This is a genomic window from Chromobacterium sp. Ag138 (genome assembly GCF_055181315.1).
Window position 1 is genome coordinate 865,904 of record NZ_JBUPWA010000001.1, and the last position, 14,490, is coordinate 880,393.

Below are 14,490 nucleotides of genomic sequence, written 5' to 3' on the forward strand. Positions count from 1 at the left end.
CGGTGCAGCAGCCGCGCGCCCAATTGCGCTTCCAGTTGCTGCACCGCGCTGGACACCGTGGCCCGCGGCAGCTGCAACTGCTGCGCCGCCCGGGTGAAGCCGCCGCAATCGACGACGGCGGCGAAAACCCGCATCGACATGACCCTATCCATCACCGCTCCAATTAGTACGATTTTATGGATAGTGTAAACAATAAAGCACCGTTTATCCGGATCAAGCCCAGCAATACACTGCAAAGCGTCAACAGCAAGCCGCGCCTGCGGCGAACCCAACGGAGAACTGACATGAGCCAAGCCAACTTTGCAGGACAAGTCGCACTGATCATCGGCGCATCGCGCAATATGGGCCGCGCCTTCGCCGACGCGCTGGCCGCCGACGGCGCCGCCGTCGCCATCCACTACCACAGCGCCGGCTCCCGCGCCGGAGCCGAAGAAGCCGCCGCCGCGATTGAAGCCGCCGGCGGCCAGGCGTTCGCGGTCCAGGCCGACGTCACCCAGGTGGCGGAAGTGCGCCGCCTGTTCGACGCGGTGGAAGACCGCTTCGGCCACGTCGACATCCTGATCAACACCGCCGGCATGATGGTGAAGAAAGCGATCACTGAAGTCAGCGAGCAAGAATTCGACGCCATCTTCGCGCTGAACACCAAGGCCGCGTTCTTCGCGCTGCAGGAAGCCGGCCGCCGCATCCGCGACAACGGCCGCATCGTCAGCGTCGGCACCTCGCTGCTGGCGGCCACCACCGGCCATTACGGCGCCTACGCCGGCAGCAAGGCGCCGCTGGAGGACTTCACCCGCGCGCTGGCCAAGGAAATCGGCCATCGCGGCGTCACCGTCAACGTGGTGGCCCCCGGCCCGATGGACACCGAGTTCTTCTACGCCGCGGAAACGCCGGAAGCCGTCGCCTACCTGAAGCGCGCCAGCATCAACGGCGAGCTGGGCCAGGTGGCCGACCTGGTGCCTCTGGTCAAGCACCTGGTTTCGCCGGAAAACCGCTGGACCACCGCCCAGACCCTGTTCATCAACGGCGGCTTCGTTTCCCGCTAAGCTCCCTCTGCCCAGAAAGCCGCCGCCAGGCGGCTTTCTCATGCCGCATGGCAAATGGCCGCGCTCCCGCATCTCGCTTTCTTGCGCTGGAGATCCGACCAAGCCTGTCTGCCGGCAAATATCGCGCTTTGCTAATAATTCGCGGGATGAGTTAGCATCCACCATCGCTACACCGATTCCGAAAGCCCGCCATGTCCCAGATCGACATCATCCAGCACCTGCGCCATCAGCCCTTGTTCCAGCGCTTGTCGGACAGGCAGTTGGCCACGCTGGAGCCTCATGTCCACGCCAAGCGTGGCGACCGGGGACAGCTGCTGTTTCAGCGCGGCGACGAATGCGACGGCATGTACCTGGTGGTGTACGGCAAGGTGAAGCTGGCGATCCCCTCACCGCAGGGCGTGGAGAAGGTGGTGGAGATCATCCACCCCGGCCAGAGCTTCGCCGAGGCGGTGATGTTCCTGGGCAAGCCCTACCCGGTGCTGGCCCAGTTGCTGGAAGACAGCCTGCTGCTGCACATCGGCGCGGCCGGCGTGTTCCAGGCATTGGCCGAGGACCCGGGCTTCGCGCGCAATATGCTGGCCGGCATGTCGCTGCGCCTGCACGGCATGGTGCGGGACGTGGAGCGCTACTCGGTGGAAACCGCGCTGCAGCGCGTGATCGGCTACCTGCTGCAGCAAATGGACGACGCGCCCGCCGGCGAGAAAGTCGTGCTGACGCTGGAAGCCAACAAGAACCTGATCGCTTCCCGCCTGAACCTGACGCCGGAAACCTTCTCCCGCGTGCTACAGCAACTGAGCAAGGCCGGCCTGGTGGAGGTCGAAGGCAAGGACATCGCCCTGCTCGATCCCGCCGCGCTGGCCGACTACGGCATGACGCCGGCCGCCTGAGCGGCGCGCCAGTCGCGGACGCAGGCGCGGTAGCGCCATAACGCCCTGCCCGCGTCCCCGGCCACGAGCGCGGCCAGCGCGCATGTTCCGACGCCTGCCGCCACTCCCGGCAAGCCACCCAAGGCCAGCGCGCACCCCATCGCCAGGCAGGCTGAAAACACAAACAGGCAGCGACGCTGCGCCGCTTCCGGCAACAGCGTCAGCGTGGCCGGCGGCCGCGCGCCAGGCGGCGCCTTGCGCTGCAGGTCCAGCCACAGCAGGAAGGGCAATATCTTGTAGAACATGCCCAGCACCGCGCCGACGCCCAGTCCGAACAGCAGCAGCCAGCCGCTCAGCGCGGCCCAGCCGGCGGCCAGCAGGTCCGCGGCGACAAGCCAGGCCGCCAGCAGCCCCAACGCCAGCGCCGCCATCGCCACCTGCCAGAAGCGCCGCCCGCAGTCTCCGGGACGCCGGCTTCGACGCTGCAAGCGCCAGGTCATGGCGGCAAAGGCCAGCGCCGCCATCGATGCCGGCGACCAGGCCAGCCAACTCGCCGTCAACTGCCATCCCAAACCGGACGCCAGCAACGCCGCCGGCCAAATCATCGCGGCATGCCGCATCCAGCGCGCCGGATACGCCGGCGTGATCTGGAACATCGGCACCACCGTGGCCGCCGCCGCCATGATCAGGCCCAGCAGCCATCCGCCCAGCGCCCACAGCGCATGCCAATCCAGCAAAATTTTCCAAGGCAGCGGCCAGGCCGCGCCCAGGGTGCCCGCCAGGGCGATGCCCAAAGCGGCGGCGACCAACAGCGCGGCCAGCGCCGACGCCATGCCGCGGGTGGTCGCGTCGCGCGCCGGACTCTTGGCGATGCCATGCAGGCCGAAGCCGGCGAAAACCAGCAAGCCCCAGCCCAACAGCGCGGCGGCCGGCAGCAACAGCGTAGGCAGGAAACCATTCAGAAAAGCCGCCGCCAGCAGGCCGCAGCCAAGCTGCAATGGCCAGAACAGCGCATGCAGCAGCAAACGGGGACGGGAAAACGGCACCCCGGCCACCACCGCCAGGATCTGCAGCGCGGCGCCCAGCATCGCGTTGCCCAGCACGCCCAGCGCCAACAGATGCGCGGCCGCCAGCGCCGCCGGGTCGAAGCGGTGCAGCGGGCCGGGTCCCGCCAACGCCAGACATAAACCAGCGATGAACAGCCAGCACGGCGACGCCAGCAGAAAAGGCGGGGGAAGGCCAAGTGGCGGCGCCCGGTCATAGGACGGCCATCCCTGCATCAGCTGCGCTCCATGATCAGCAGCACGCCGCCGTCGCCCGACAATTCGAAGCGATAAGCCAAGCCGGCCATCCTGTCCAGCAAAGGCAGCAAGGGGGTCGGAAAATGCGGCAGCACGAAGCGCACAGACTGGCCCGGCGACAACAGCTCCGCTTCGCCCAGCACGATGTCCATCGGCTCCGGCGGCGGCAGATCGCGCAGGTCAAGCGACATGGCCGGCCTCCTCCAGCAAGCGCCCCAGATCCGGCACGCATTGCTCGCACATCGGATACAGGATGTTCTCCTCCTTCATATTGTGCTGCTGAGTCAGGATCAACAACGTGTCGGCCTCCGCCAGGAAGCCGCCGCGATCGCGCGCGGCCAGCGCCTGGGCCATGCCGTCCAGCAGCTGCCGCATCTGCGCGTGCTCGGCGCGCATCACCGCGGTGGGGCCGGCGCGCACGCCGCTGGCCTGTTCGAAAGCGGGAAACAGCCTCCCCTCCTCCAGCCGGAAGTGGTCCTCCATCTCGCCGCGCATCGCGGCGAAAGCGGATTCGGCAGCGGGCCAGTCCTGTGCGCGCGCGGCTTGCTCGGCGTCGGCGAAACGGGCGTCGCAGTCCCGGTGCTGACTGGTCAATAGTTCGGATGGGGTCATGATGGTCTCCAGTTTGAAATTTGTAAGCCGATCAACCGTCTTTGCCGTCGGCGCGGGGACGCAGGTAAACCGGCAGGAGGCGGCCGCCCCACAGCGACAGGGTCAGCAGCCACCCTGCCGCGGCCAGCCCGTACATGCCGGCGCGCCAACCAACCGGCAGCAGATCGGCCGCCACTCGGGCCAGCGCCAGCCACTGAGCGGCCAGATACAGCAACCACAAGGCCTTGCCGGCCTCCAGCGGCTGTCCGGAATGGCCCAGCGATACCCTCGACACGAAGGCGATCATCATGGTCAGGAAGAAGCCGACCGAGATCGCGTGCAGCGGCGCCCAGGCCAGGCCGCCCAGCGCGCCCTGCCAGGCGTACAGCGCGAAACCGGCAGCCAGCCAGGCGAAAGACAGATGCAGCATGGCCAGCAGCTTCACCCGCAGCGAGGCCAGCAGCCCCCAGCGCCAGTTGGTGTAGCCAAACAGCGAGGCCAGCGCCAGATCCAGGCCCCAGGACGGCCGGCCGGCGATGGACAGCAGGCCGTGCCCCAGCGAGCCGCCCAGCATCGCCGCCAGCAGCCACCATGGCCGCCAGGGCTGATACGGTGCCAGCGCGCTGGAAGAGAAGAACGGCAGCATGCGGTGGCACACGGTCAGGAATACCGGCAGCAAAAAGCCCCACAAGGCCAGGTCCCGCATCCACAGCCAGCCGCGGACATCGCCGCTCAACAGCCAATAGCCGGCCGCGCCCAGCGCCAGGACGCCGATGCCGAAAGCCGACAGCACCGCCCAGGCATGGCGCCGGTCCGGCGCCGGGCTGGCTAGCAACAAGCGCGCGAAGCCTCCGGCCAGACCGAGAAAACCCAGGCTGTACACCAGATGGCCGGCCGGCAGCCAAACGCCGCCGACTGCCGCGCCGGCCAGCCACAGCAGCAGGCCCGCGGCCAGCAACGCCGGCGTCAGCAGATAGGCGCCGCGTCCGGGCGGCGGCACGTTCAGCCAGCGCGGTCCGGCGGTGAACAGAAAACCGGTCATGAACAAGGGAAAGAAACCGAACAGCATCAGGAAGCCATGGGCCAGCATCGCCGGCAACGCCAAGGGCAAGCCGAGGCCGAACAGGCGCGCCGCCAGTTCGGCGCTCCAGCCCGCCAGCAACAAGATGGCCAGCAGCATGCCGGGCAGGAACGCCGCCCGGTGCGGGGCGGAAAAGAAAGGATGAGCGCGCGCCATGGCGGAACTCCGACGGGTGGGTGTGCCCGCAGTATCCAGCCCAGCCAAGAGAACGAGAATGATTTGAATCAAGCATCCGGAACGATGTCGGCTCCCGCCGGGCTTGCCATCCCGCCTGATGTTCTGCATGATGGCCCATTCGTTGTTGTCAACATAGAAGCCAGCATGTCCGACATTCTCAACACCATCATCGCCACCAAACATCAGGAAATCGCCGCCGCGCTGGCCAGCCGGCCGCTGTCCTCGGTACGGGCCGACGCCGAAGCGCGCGGCGACCGCCGCGACTTCGTCGCCGCCCTGCGCGCCAAGCACGCGCTGGGCAAGGCCGCCGTCATCGCAGAGATCAAGAAAGCCAGCCCCAGCAAAGGCGTGATCCGCGAGAACTTCCAGCCTGCCGCCATCGCCGAGGGCTATGCCGCCCACGGCGCGGCCTGCCTGTCGGTGCTGACCGACCGCCAGTACTTTCAGGGCGACGCCAGCTATCTGGAGGCGGCGCGCGCCGCCTGCCACCTGCCGGTGCTGCGCAAGGATTTCATCGTCGACGACTACCAGGTATACGAAGCCCGCGCGATGGGCGCCGACTGCATCCTGCTGATCGCCGCCGCGCTCGAGCTGCCCAAGATGAAGGCGCTGGAGGCTTTGGCGAACGAACTGGGCATGGCGGTGCTGGTGGAGGTCCACAACGAAGAAGAGCTGGATGCCGCGCTGCAGTTGAAAACCGAACTAGTCGGCGTCAACAACCGCAACCTGCGCACCTTCGAGGTGAGCCTGGCCACCACGCTGAAGCTGCTGCCGCGCATCACCGACGGCCGCATCGCCGTCACCGAGAGCGGCATCGCCACCATCGAGGACGTGCGGCTGATGCAGGCCAGCGGCGTGCACACCTTCCTGGTCGGCGAGGCCTTCATGCGCGAGGCCGAGCCGGGCGAGGCGCTGCGCCGCCTGTTTTTCGCCCAGCCCTGAGCGAAACCGCTCCACGAAAAACAGGCGCCCTTGGGTGCCTGTTTCGCTTTCCGCATCGGTTCAGTTGGGCAGATACGCCGGCAGGCGCAGCGCCTCCTGCGGCGAAAACCGCTGCGACTGCAACTGGGCGACCGCTTGCTGCCGCTGCTGCGCGCTCAGTCCGCCGTTGGCGAGAATGGCCGTCCGCTCGCGCTTGAAATCGTCCAGCCGCTTCTGCCAGCCAGCCTGCTCCCGATCCAGCTCCCCCAGCCTGTCCGCCGCCGCCTGGCCCACCATGCCGGCGCGCAACTGGTACAGCTGCTGCTCGCCGCCTCCACCCTGCTTCAACCGGGCTTCCGCGTCGGCCAGCGCCAGGTGTTTGACCGGCTCCTCGCGCGCGGCGCGCAGCGCCGGGGGCAGCCGGCTCTCCAGCTGGGCGACCATGCGCCGCTTGTCGGCGGCGCTCAGCGCCGGATTGGCCTCTATCGCCAGCCGCCTGGCGGTGAAGTCGTCATAGCGATCTTCATCGCCGAACAAGCCATCGAGTTCAAGCTGGCTGAAATACTGCCGCCGAGCCGCCTGCACCAACTCCAGCCGGCGCGTCAGGTCAGCCGCGGCCGCCGCCTCCTTGCCGGCCAGCGAACGCTTGTAGGCGACATAACGGTCGAACAGCCCCATCGCCTGGGCCAAGGCCCCGCCTCCCAATCCGCGCTTGAGCTGGCTCTGCAGCTCGGTCCGGATGGCGGGCAGATCGCGCTCGCCCAACGTGGCCAGGTAGTAGTCGAACAGCTGGCGCAACTGCTGGTCCACCACCAGCTTGCCGTCCGCTTCGACGGCGGCGCCGTCCGGCCGGGTGCCGACCAGCGACGCCGCGAAACCGCCGCGCGCCGCCTGACGGGCGGCGGCCGCTTCCGGCTGCGCGCCGTCCGGCCAGGCCCACCAAGCCAGCAAGGCGGCGCAGGCCGCCGCCAGCGTCAAGCCGAGGCCGCGCATCTCACAGCCCCGCGTTTTTCAGCCGGTTGGCCTGCTGGCGGTACAGCGAGACCGGACTCACCTCGAACAGGCTGACCAGACCGAAGCTCTGGTTGATCTCGTTGACGTGGTTCATCTTGTAATCGTCGCGGATTACCTGGCCCAGGTGGGCCGAGCACACGCCGACCAGACCGTCGGACGGCGTGGAGCCGAAAGCCAGGCCCAGCACGCCCATCGGCACGGTCAGCGGGTCCAGGACATTGGTGGTGGTGGCGGCGCCGGTCCACGAGTAATAACGCACCCCGTTAGCCTCGTAATCGCCCTCGCCGCAAGCCGAAGCCGGCACGCCGCCCGGGAACTTGGCGCTGAACGCCAGCGAACCGGCCGTGGTCAGGGAATTCAGCGCATCGATAGGCTGCTGGGGCAGATCGCTGGTGCCCGAGAAGAAGGCCAGCACCTTGACGAACGCCCCCGTCACCGCGGCGGCCACGGCTTCGCTGATCGATCCCGGAGGCGCCGCGCCGCGGACGATGTCGGCCACCACCGAACCCTTGTTGACGCCGCCGACGGTAGTGACCGAGGCCACCAGGTCCGGCCGCACGCCCGCGACGTAGCGCGCGGTGGGCGCGCCCTGGCTATGGCCGATCAGGTTGACCTTCTGCGCGCCGGTAATGGCCAGGATGCGCTGCACCTGCTGCAACAGCTGCTCGCCGCGCGCCTCATTGCTGCCGGTGGCCGACACTTCGGCTACGAACACCTGCGCGCCATCCTCCTTCAGGGCGGCAGGCACGCGATAGAAGTAATCGACGCCCAGCACCTGGCCGAAGCCGAACAGGCCGTGCACCAGCACGATGGGGTAGCGGGTCTGGGTATAGCCGGAGGACGCCTGGGCCGAAGCGAACGGCAGCAGCAACAAGGCAAGCAAGAAGGCAGTGCGTGACAACAGCTGTTTCATTATCTCTCCCGTTATATCGTGATTGCCGGCCGCCGGAATGGCGGCCCATATCGGGATAGATCATGACATTGGCAAAATCCAGAATTAATTCAAACGTTTGTCTCAGATGCTGGGCAATCCCATACCTAAGGACAGGCCATCCACGCGACATCAGCCGCGCGGATGGCCTGGGTCAATAGTCTACGCCGAGATAGATGTAGCCGGTCAGCCTGCCGCCCTGCGCGCTGCCCACGCCGACGAAGAACGGCCCGAGGATGGTGTCGGCGCCCAGGAAAACCGAGCCGGCCGGGATCCAGCGATGGGTCTGCGGCAAACTGGAAAAGTCTTCGCCCCACAAGCGTCCGGCCTCCAACGAGACCCCGGCATACACGCCTGAGCCGAGCACGGCCGGCAGCGATGCCGCCCGCCAGTACACCATCAGCCGCGCCAACGCGACTTCACTGGCCAACAGCTCGCCGTTCTGGTAGCCGGTCAAGTTCAGGAACCCACCGAGCTGCTGCGGCACAAAGGCATCCGATCGGACATCAATATTGCCTTTGGCCTTGGCCGTGAGACGCGCGGTGAAGTCGCCATAAGTGTGGGCAAGCTCGCCGGTAAAGTCGTAGAACTTCTGGTTCACCTCGCTGCCCAAGCCGGGCAAGCCCGCGCCCAACTTGCCGTTGAAGTAATAGCCGGCGCGCGGCCAGCGCGGATTGTCGAACTGATCCACCACCAGGCGGGTTTGCACGCCGACATCGCGGAAGCGGGTATTGCCGCCAGGGTCTGGATCCCCTTGCGACAAGGTGAAATCGTTATCCTGCCGATAGAGGCCAAGCCGCCATTCGCCATACTTGCCCAGCGTCACGCCCGCATTCAGTTGCGTCTCAAAGATGCTGTTGTTGAAAGTGGCCAACACCGTATGGTCTTCATTGAACAGTTTGAACGGCTTTTGCTGATATCCCAGCGAGGCGGCGGCAAACATCGGACTGCCGCGCCACAGCGGCTGGTACAGCTCGGTCTTGATCGCCTTGTCGTCGCCGATCGCCGCATCGTTGCGCCAGGAGCCGCCAGCGTCATTCAACGACGTCCACTCGTGCGCGGCACGGAGCGTGAAGCTGCTGCTTCCCGGCGTGTCGCTGCTGAGGTTGAGTCCGAAATGCACGGTGTTCTGGCCTATGCTGCGCTCCACCGGCATCACCATCATCACATTGCGCCCGGAAACGCTGTCCACGCGATAGCCGAGCTTGTCGTACTCGCCTCCGGTGAAAATTTCCGCCAGACGGTTGCGCGCCTCGCCCACCGGTATCCTGTTCGATGAAAAGGCCAGCGATTCCTGCAAGGACGACATTTTGGTGAAATCGCCGTCCTTGCCCTCCACCTTGACCTCATCGAGCACCGGGTAGCGCGGCCGGCCCAGCTTGCTTTTCCAGGCCTGGTAGTCCGCCTCGGACACCGAATAGGCGGATAACTGCCGCGCCATCTTGCGCGCGGCCTCCGCGCCGCGCTCGACAATCGCCTTGTGGTCGCCGAAAGACGCCACGGTATAGCCGTTCAGATCAGGCCGAATCACGATGTCGCGCTTATCCAGCCGCTTCATCTGCTCTTGCTCGTTGCGCATCACCGCCAGGTTGGAGCTTTGATCGACCACGTCGAACAAGGTGTGGATCTCGTCCGCCTTCAACAGCGGCGTGCTCACGTCCACCACGATCACGTGCTCGGCGCAGCGGCCCTTCACCTCCTGCACCGGAATATTGCGGGCGATGGCGCCATCCACCAGCAGCTTGCCGTCGTCCTCCACCAGATCGAACACCCCGGGAACCGCCATGCTGGCGCGCAAGGCGCGCGACAACGAGCCCCGGTCGAACACCACCGCGTCGCCGGTCAGCAGATCCGCCGCCACAGCGCGGAACGGAATGGGCAGCTTGTCGAAACTGTCGATGTCCCGGTCCCGCGTCATTTTATGGATGTAGAGCTCGATGCCCTGGGAGTTGATCGCGCTGCGCGGAACCCGCAGCGCGCCGCCCTTGAGCCCGAAGCTGACATCCAGATAGTTCTGGTAGTCGTTGCGCTTGCGATCGTATGGGATGTCGGTGCGCGCCGGCTTGCCGGACAGCATCTGGTCCCAGTCGGCGGCATTGAACTCGCGCTCCATCTCGTCCAGCGGCAGGCCGTTGGCGTAAATGCCACCGATCAGCGCCCCGGCGCTGGTGCCGGAGATGCAGGCCACGGGTATCCGCAGGCGCTCCAGTTCCTTCAGGACGCCCAGGTGGGCGAAGCCGCGCGCGCCGCCGCCGCCGAGCACAACGCCAACGCCCTCAGGCACTTGCGTCGCATCCGCGGCGTCCACAGCTGTCGAAACGAGCAGTCCGGCCGCGCACAAGGCGAGAACCAGACGACGATAGGGGAAAAACTTGCTTTTTGGCATGCCCGATAAATTTGCGATTATGGTTTCACCAGCATCAATGCGTGACGTAAGATAGAGTGACATACAAGTGAGAACATAAATCCCATATCCAGAAGCCCGGTTCAATGTTTGACTTCAAATCTCTAGTCAGCTCACTTCTCAGCAAGAACACGCCCGCCTCCGGCGTGGCGCAATCTGCCACCCTGCTGGTACGCGATCTGCCGCAGGCTGAATACTTTACCGCCCTGGTGGAAATCATCAAGGCCGTATCCAAAATCAACGCGGATAGCGAGATGTCGTTGAAGGAGCGCATCAAGACGCTGCTCTATGTCGACGACAAGGCTGCCAGCATCCACCACCAGCTCTGCCAGGATTATCTTCATTCCAGAGGCGGCAGCAAAGGCTATCTGCCCACCATTCTCGCCTATTGGCACGAATTGGCCAGCGCCTACCAGATCTGTCTGCGCCTGCAGCGCGGCGGCTCCAGCCAGGCTGGCGACGCTGAGCTGCAGCTGGTCGCCACCCGCGGCCTGCATCACCAGATGCGGCTGCTGGCGTGGAACGCGCTGCGCTATCTGAAGCCAGAGGGCAGCGCCTGGCAGCAAGGCTTCCGTTTCTACACCTACGCGGAGGAAGCGGGCTTCGCCCGTTCGCCCATCCTGCTGTATCCGGACGCCAAGCAGGAAATCAGCTGCGAGCACCTGCTGGTTCAGGCCGGCATGCTGCACCTGGCTCAGACCGAGAACATGCTGCACAAGGAAATCGTCGCGGTGGACCAGCTGCTGATGCTGATCTGCCAGAACATCCCGCTGGACAAGCAGCCGCCGGCCGAAATGCCGGTCTTCGTCTACAACCTGTCCCTGCCGGAGCCTCCGCAGCCGATGCTGCGCGGCATGGCCGGCAAGTGGCACCGTTACTGGTCCTCCTACGAGATCACCACCCGCCTGGCCGACCTGATGTTCGACTTGGACGCCCGCATCCCCTCTCAGATCGCCGCGCTGGACTGCGAGCTGGAACGCGAGGAATGGTCGGTGCTGTGCGAAAAACTGGCGGTGCGCTGGTCCAGCGACGGCGGCAAGTCGCTGCGCAAGTCGGAACGCTCGCTGCATTCCTCCAGCGCCCAGGTATCGATAGGCTTCGACCGCGTGGCCTTCCACATCAAGGTTCAGGATGTCGGCGGGCTGGACGCCGACCGCAGCGACGAATGGCGCATCAACGACATCAGCAGCACCGGCATGGGACTCACCTTCATCGGCAAGACCATAGACCAGCTGGCGATTGGCCGGCTGATCCTGGTCAAAACCGAGACCCATCCGCTGCTGCTGGGCGTGATACGGCGCATTCTACGCCAGAATAACGGCACCAAGGTGGGCATCGAGATATTGGGCCAAACGCCGGTCGGCGTCTCGCTGCAGGATCCATCGCAGCCGGACAGCGCGCCCTTCTCGGCCATTTACATCACGCAGCCGAACTCGCGCAAGGGCCAACGCTGGTTCCTGATGCCCAAGACGCTGCTGGACGACGACAAGCAGCTGGTGCTCAGCGCCCAGGGCAAATCCTATCAGATCAAGCTGAAAGATCCGCAACAGGAATTCGAAGACTGCAGCCACAGCAACTTCGACACGCTGTCCAAAATGGACTGACCCCGCCGCCGGCCCGACATGGGCCGGCGTTTCTTGCTCGTCTTCTTGCCGCTTTCCCCCGCTCTCCCTTCTCTGCCCATTCACGCGAGAACCGCAAATTCTTGCCGCCGATTCCAATATGACAAAAAGATATTTGTGCAATAAAAATTAACAAATATGATCCTCTGGCGACCACAATCGCAAAACAACAAAGGCAAATAGAGGATCTCAATCATGCACGTTCGCATCACCAGCAGCGCAGTCATGCTGGCGCTGGCCTCCCTGGCCAGCCATGCCGCCACTTCCGCGCCGGATCGCAGCGTTCCGTTGCTGCCCGGCGACCCCCTGGTCAACCAGCAATGGCACTTGAAGAACACCGGCCAGAACGCCTTCTCCAAGCGCGGCGGCGTCAAAGGCGTCGACCTCAATCTCGCTTTCACCCATTTGCGCGGCATCCGCGGCATCGGCACCACCATCGCCGTCATCGACGACGGCCTGGAAATCAAGCACCCCGACTTGGCCGCCAACATCGTGCCCGGCTCCAAAAACCTGGTGAACGGCAGCAATGATCCGACCCCCGAGTCCGGGGACAACGGCCACGGCACCGCCGTGGCCGGCATCGCGGCAGCGGTGGCCTTCAATGGCATAGGCGGCCGCGGCATCGCGCCCTCCGCCGGCCTGAAAGGCTTCAACTGGCTGCTGAACCAAACGCTGGACGGCTGGCTGCTGGCGCACGGCAAGAAACCCAACGGCGGCCCGCTGGAAGCCTTCACCGACGCCCGCGTGTTCAACCAGAGCTACGGCTCCTCCACCATCACCTCGGTTCCCGCCAATCCAGACCAGGACATCGAGCTGAAGACCGAAGAGGAAACCTACGAAGACATCAGCCGCAATAGCCACTGGGGCCGCGGCGCGGTCTTCGTCAAATCGGCCGGCAATGCCTACAACTCCTTCCGTTTGAGCAAGACCGAGTCGCTGCTGGGTTATCAGGGCAACAACGGCCTGCCGATACAGGACTCCAACCTGACCGCCGACAACAACAACTACTGGAACGTGGTGGTGTCGGCGCTGAACGCCGATGGCGTACGCTCCTCGTACTCGTCGGTCGGCGCCAACGTGCTGCTGACCGCGCCCGGCGGCGAATACGGCACCGACTCCCCGGCGATGGTCACCACCGACCTGTCCGGCTGCGCCCGCGGCTACAACGTGAGCGGCAGCACCTCCAACGGCCTGCACGGCGGCACGGCGCTGGACCCGAACTGCGACTACAACGGCGTCATGAACGGCACCTCGTCAGCGGCGCCGTCCACCTCCGGCTCCTTCGCGCTGGTGATGTCGGCCAACCCGGCGCTGTCCGCCCGCGACGTGCGCCACATCCTGATCACCACCGCCCGCCAGGTGGATGCCGCCAATCCAGGCGTGACGCTGGCCTTCAAGGACAAGAGCGGCGGCGCGCACAGCTACCAGGCCATTCCCGGCTGGCAGAAGAACGCCGCCGGCCTGCCCTTCCACCCGTTCTACGGTTTTGGCCTGATCAACATCGACAAGGCGGTGGAAAAAGCGCTGTTCTACAACAAGCCCCTGCCGCCGCTGCAAAAGACCCGCTGGGAAACCGTATCCGCCCAGGCCGCCATCCCCGATGCGGATGAAAAAGGCGTGGAAAGCGTATTCAACCAGCCTGCGGACCTGACCGTGGAAGCGGTCCAGATCCTGGTCGACGCCGAACACGGCCGCGCCAACGATCTGGCGGTGGAGCTGATCTCCCCGTCCGGCACCCGCTCGGTGCTGCTGTCTCCGCGCACTTCCCTGGTGGGAGAGACCTACGGCCTCAACCAGCAGCGCCTGCTGTCCAATCAGTTCTACGGCGAACAGGCCAAAGGCCAGTGGCGACTGCGCGTGATCGACACCAACGGCGGCCAGTACCAATACGTCATCCGCAATCGCGAAACCGGCGCCAACACCATCTACTCCCTGCCTAACGCGGAAGGCAAACTGAAATCGTGGTCGATCCGCTTCTTCGGCCACCGGAGCGCAGCATGAAACCAATGATCCGACTGATCCCCCTCGCCCTGCTGGCCCTGACCGCCCACAGCCAGGCCGCCGAGCCATCCTTCCTGGCCCAGCCTGCCGGCCAGGCCGTGGTGATCAACGGCAAGACCTACTACAAGCAAGCGCCGCAATCAAAGTTCGGCGTATCCGCCCGCAGCGCCGGCGCCGTTGCGCCTTCGCTGAAACGCGGCGACGTGGTGCAGGCGCCGAAGCAGCTGGTTCCATCCGTCGTCAGCGGCACCGTGCTGGTGCAGCTGGCCTCCCCGCAGGATGAGGCCGCCGTCGCGCGCGATCACAACCTGACCGCGCGCTACCGCACCGCCAGCGTGGTGGTTTTCACCACCCCGGCCCAGGCTGACCTGCTGACGCTGCAGCAGAAGCTGTCCGCAGACAAACGGGTGAAGAAGGCTCAGTTGGAGCTGGCCAGCAACGACAAGCAAATCGAGTAAGGCCCTCTTCCAGCCAGGAAACGGCCCCGGGCATTGCCCAGGGCCGTTTTGCTTTTCTGCACTCCCCGCGCCCGAAGATC

14 protein-coding genes are annotated in these 14,490 nt (G+C 65.5%); 6 read left to right on the plus strand and 8 right to left on the minus strand.

Translation table 11 applies throughout. The annotated features are described in order from the left end of the window. A partial coding sequence (locus ACY3GB_RS03615) for a helix-turn-helix domain-containing protein (RefSeq protein ID WP_463090912.1) occupies positions 1 to 152 on the minus strand: 152 nt, incomplete at its 3' end. Between the two features lie 132 nt (positions 153 to 284). On the opposite strand from ACY3GB_RS03615, the gene ACY3GB_RS03620 reads away from it, so the two are divergent. Together ACY3GB_RS03620 and ACY3GB_RS03625 are read left to right on the plus strand one after the other, a co-directional pair. Further along, positions 285 to 1,043, plus strand: a complete 759-nt coding sequence (locus tag ACY3GB_RS03620) for an SDR family oxidoreductase (protein WP_463087532.1) — start codon at positions 285 to 287, stop codon at positions 1,041 to 1,043. Positions 1,044 to 1,234: 191 nt separating this feature from the next. Beyond that, entirely contained in the window at positions 1,235 to 1,930 is a 696-nt protein-coding gene (locus ACY3GB_RS03625; protein ID WP_463087534.1) for a Crp/Fnr family transcriptional regulator, read from the plus strand. On the opposite strand, the gene ACY3GB_RS03630 is transcribed toward ACY3GB_RS03625, so the two are convergent. From ACY3GB_RS03630 to ACY3GB_RS03645, 4 genes are read right to left on the minus strand one after another with little or no spacing between them, the layout of a single operon-like run. Next, on the minus strand, positions 1,906 to 3,189 hold the full coding sequence (locus ACY3GB_RS03630) for a hypothetical protein (RefSeq protein ID WP_463087535.1): 1,284 nt from the start codon (positions 3,187 to 3,189) through the stop codon (positions 1,906 to 1,908). The two genes, ACY3GB_RS03625 and ACY3GB_RS03630, sit on opposite strands and share 25 nt — an antisense overlap. Then, the gene (locus ACY3GB_RS03635) at positions 3,189 to 3,401 is read right to left on the minus strand and encodes a DUF2249 domain-containing protein (RefSeq protein WP_463087536.1); all 213 of its coding nucleotides are present in this window, start codon (positions 3,399 to 3,401) and stop codon (positions 3,189 to 3,191) included. The genes ACY3GB_RS03630 and ACY3GB_RS03635 overlap by 1 nt, the downstream gene beginning before the upstream one ends. After that, a complete protein-coding gene (locus ACY3GB_RS03640) occupies positions 3,391 to 3,822 on the minus strand; it encodes a hemerythrin domain-containing protein (RefSeq protein WP_463087537.1) in 432 nt (143 codons plus the stop codon). Before ACY3GB_RS03640 ends, ACY3GB_RS03635 begins: the two co-directional genes overlap by 11 nt. Before the next feature lie 31 nt (positions 3,823 to 3,853). Continuing rightward, the gene (locus ACY3GB_RS03645; protein ID WP_463087538.1) at positions 3,854 to 5,038 is read right to left on the minus strand and encodes an NnrS family protein; all 1,185 of its coding nucleotides are present in this window, start codon (positions 5,036 to 5,038) and stop codon (positions 3,854 to 3,856) included. Positions 5,039 to 5,203: 165 nt separating this feature from the next. On the opposite strand from ACY3GB_RS03645, the gene trpC reads away from it, so the two are divergent. Continuing rightward, positions 5,204 to 6,001, plus strand: a complete 798-nt coding sequence (gene trpC, locus ACY3GB_RS03650; RefSeq protein ID WP_463087539.1) for an indole-3-glycerol phosphate synthase TrpC — start codon at positions 5,204 to 5,206, stop codon at positions 5,999 to 6,001. 60 nt (positions 6,002 to 6,061) lie between these two features. Here trpC and ACY3GB_RS03655 read toward each other — a convergent pair whose 3' ends face one another. From ACY3GB_RS03655 to ACY3GB_RS03665, 3 genes are all read right to left on the minus strand, one after another. After that, positions 6,062 to 6,973 (minus strand): lipase secretion chaperone, encoded by a 912-nt coding sequence (locus ACY3GB_RS03655; RefSeq protein ID WP_463087540.1) that lies wholly within the window; start codon positions 6,971 to 6,973, stop codon positions 6,062 to 6,064. Position 6,974: 1 nt separating this feature from the next. After that, positions 6,975 to 7,907 (minus strand): esterase/lipase family protein, encoded by a 933-nt coding sequence (locus tag ACY3GB_RS03660; protein ID WP_463087541.1) that lies wholly within the window; start codon positions 7,905 to 7,907, stop codon positions 6,975 to 6,977. Between the two features lie 172 nt (positions 7,908 to 8,079). Beyond that, complete coding sequence (locus ACY3GB_RS03665) at positions 8,080 to 10,209, minus strand: patatin-like phospholipase family protein (protein ID WP_463087542.1); 2,130 nt, start codon at positions 10,207 to 10,209, stop codon at positions 8,080 to 8,082. A 206-nt stretch (positions 10,210 to 10,415) separates the two neighbouring features. Here ACY3GB_RS03665 and ACY3GB_RS03670 point away from each other — a divergent pair, with 206 nt between their 5' ends. From ACY3GB_RS03670 to ACY3GB_RS03680, 3 genes are all read left to right on the plus strand, one after another. Then, positions 10,416 to 11,933, plus strand: a complete 1,518-nt coding sequence (locus ACY3GB_RS03670; RefSeq protein ID WP_463087543.1) for a PilZ domain-containing protein — start codon at positions 10,416 to 10,418, stop codon at positions 11,931 to 11,933. 213 nt (positions 11,934 to 12,146) lie between these two features. Further along, a complete protein-coding gene (locus ACY3GB_RS03675; protein WP_463087544.1) occupies positions 12,147 to 13,952 on the plus strand; it encodes a S8 family serine peptidase in 1,806 nt (601 codons plus the stop codon). Continuing rightward, entirely contained in the window at positions 13,949 to 14,410 is a 462-nt protein-coding gene (locus ACY3GB_RS03680; RefSeq protein WP_463087545.1) for a hypothetical protein, read from the plus strand. The genes ACY3GB_RS03675 and ACY3GB_RS03680 overlap by 4 nt, the downstream gene beginning before the upstream one ends. The last annotated feature ends 80 nt before the right edge of the window (positions 14,411 to 14,490 follow it).

Coding starts and splice junctions, on each gene's coding strand:
- ACY3GB_RS03640 (WP_463087537.1), bottom strand. CDS start 3,822: ATGACCCCATCCGAACTATTGACCAGTCAGCACCGGGACTGCGACGCC.
- ACY3GB_RS03655 (WP_463087540.1), bottom strand. CDS start 6,973: ATGCGCGGCCTCGGCTTGACGCTGGCGGCGGCCTGCGCCGCCTTGCTG.
- ACY3GB_RS03620 (WP_463087532.1), top strand. CDS start 285: ATGAGCCAAGCCAACTTTGCAGGACAAGTCGCACTGATCATCGGCGCA.
- ACY3GB_RS03635 (WP_463087536.1), bottom strand. CDS start 3,401: ATGTCGCTTGACCTGCGCGATCTGCCGCCGCCGGAGCCGATGGACATC.
- ACY3GB_RS03625 (WP_463087534.1), top strand. CDS start 1,235: ATGTCCCAGATCGACATCATCCAGCACCTGCGCCATCAGCCCTTGTTC.
- ACY3GB_RS03660 (WP_463087541.1), bottom strand. CDS start 7,907: ATGAAACAGCTGTTGTCACGCACTGCCTTCTTGCTTGCCTTGTTGCTG.
- trpC (WP_463087539.1), top strand. CDS start 5,204: ATGTCCGACATTCTCAACACCATCATCGCCACCAAACATCAGGAAATC.
- ACY3GB_RS03680 (WP_463087545.1), top strand. CDS start 13,949: ATGAAACCAATGATCCGACTGATCCCCCTCGCCCTGCTGGCCCTGACC.
- ACY3GB_RS03645 (WP_463087538.1), bottom strand. CDS start 5,038: ATGGCGCGCGCTCATCCTTTCTTTTCCGCCCCGCACCGGGCGGCGTTC.
- ACY3GB_RS03670 (WP_463087543.1), top strand. CDS start 10,416: ATGTTTGACTTCAAATCTCTAGTCAGCTCACTTCTCAGCAAGAACACG.
- ACY3GB_RS03630 (WP_463087535.1), bottom strand. CDS start 3,189: ATGCAGGGATGGCCGTCCTATGACCGGGCGCCGCCACTTGGCCTTCCC.
- ACY3GB_RS03675 (WP_463087544.1), top strand. CDS start 12,147: ATGCACGTTCGCATCACCAGCAGCGCAGTCATGCTGGCGCTGGCCTCC.